The organism is Streptomyces ossamyceticus (genome assembly GCF_001418475.1).
In the GTDB taxonomy this organism is placed as follows: Bacteria; Actinomycetota; Actinomycetes; order Streptomycetales; family Streptomycetaceae; genus Streptomyces; species Streptomyces ossamyceticus.
Window position 1 is genome coordinate 1 of record NZ_LIQX01000939.1, and the last position, 1215, is coordinate 1215.

A 1215-nucleotide genomic window follows, 5' to 3' on the forward strand; every position below is an offset into this window, starting at 1 on the left:
TAGAGTCGCCGCATGCGGCGAAGGACAGGACTGGCGGTGGCCGGGGTCGCGGCCCTGGCCTGGGGCGAGTGGGTGAACTGGCGCTGGTCCCGGGTTCTCGTGAAGAACAGTGGGGGCGGTTCGATGGCCGTCGTGGTGCTCGGGTACCGCAATCCCCGGCCGACCGTGAACCTGATCAACCGATGGCGAGTCCGCGCGGGAATCCGCTCCGTCGCCGCTGACGGTGCGCGGGAGACCCGCCTGATCCTCAGCGGCGGCCCGACCGGCGCCGGCACCACGGAGGCCCAACTGATGGCCGACTACGCGAAGTCGGTGCTCGGGTACGACGGCACGGTGCTCCTGGAGGACCGGTCCACGACGACGTGGGAGAACATCACGAACGTCGTCCCCCTGCTCGAAGACGTGGACCACATCAAGATCGCCTCCCAGCCGGCTCACGCGCTCAAGGCCCGCGCGTACCTGCGGCGGCAGCGCCCCGATCTCGCGGAGCGGCTGGTGCGCGCGGACGACTACCGCCCCGGTGAGTGGATCGTCGTCAAACCGCTGCTGGCCCTGTACGGGCTGTGGACGCTCCGCGTTCTCCGGGCCGACGAACGGAAGACCGCGCCGTAGGCGGGCACCCTCACGTCATCGGCCGAGATGCCGAGATGCCGAGAAATGATCCGGCCCTCAGCCCGAACAAGCCGTGCGTTCGGCCTCGCGCCACTCGCACACGGGGCACAGGGTGATCCCCTTGTGGGACTCGGGATACTCGGTCGGTTCCTGGCACAGGACACAGGCGGCGAAGGGCGGACCGGCGGCGACGGGAGCCTGCCCCGCCGTCTCCGCGGCCGACGCGGAGGCCGAGGCCGGAGCCGCACCCGTGGTCGTCGTCTCGGTGCCGCAGTAGTTGCTCATATGCCCAGCGTAGAACGCCGGAGGCGGAGTCCCCAGGGAGACGGCGGGCAACCCCGCACGGTTGCCGCACCGCGCGCGGGACTCACGACGTGGTGGCGGCCGCCGCCCCGATCAGTTCGGACACCTTCACCAGCCGGAAGCCACGCTCCCGCAGCGCGGGCACGATCATCCGCACCGCCCGCTCCGTGACGGGCGCGGCGCCCTTCACACAGTGCAGGACGACGACGGACCCGGGCCGCACGCGCTCCAGCACGTCCCGGGCGACCACCGCCGGATCCGTCGCCGTCGTGTCCCCGCCGGCGACGGATCCGGCGGTGG

Annotated in this window: 2 protein-coding genes and 1 pseudogene; 1 reads left to right on the plus strand and 2 read right to left on the minus strand. The window is 71.9% G+C overall.

Annotation, left to right across the window (positions count from 1 at the left end):
- Positions 1-12: 12 nt before the first annotated feature.
- A complete protein-coding gene (locus tag AOK15_RS40755; RefSeq protein ID WP_055524256.1) occupies positions 13-612 on the plus strand; it encodes a YdcF family protein in 600 nt (199 codons plus the stop codon).
- Positions 613-669: 57 nt separating this feature from the next.
- On the opposite strand, the gene AOK15_RS40760 is transcribed toward AOK15_RS40755, so the two are convergent.
- Positions 670-897, minus strand: coding sequence for a hypothetical protein (locus AOK15_RS40760; RefSeq protein WP_055524258.1), 228 nt, complete (start codon positions 895-897; stop codon positions 670-672).
- Positions 898-979: 82 nt separating this feature from the next.
- A pseudogene (locus AOK15_RS40765) lies at positions 980-1215 on the minus strand (polysaccharide deacetylase family protein); the annotation flags it as partial.

Bases quoted from the DNA above. Each gene is read 5' to 3' on its own strand.
- AOK15_RS40755 (WP_055524256.1), top strand. From the start codon at position 13: ATGCGGCGAAGGACAGGACTGGCGGTGGCCGGGGTCGCGGCCCTGGCC.
- AOK15_RS40760 (WP_055524258.1), bottom strand. From the start codon at position 897: ATGAGCAACTACTGCGGCACCGAGACGACGACCACGGGTGCGGCTCCG.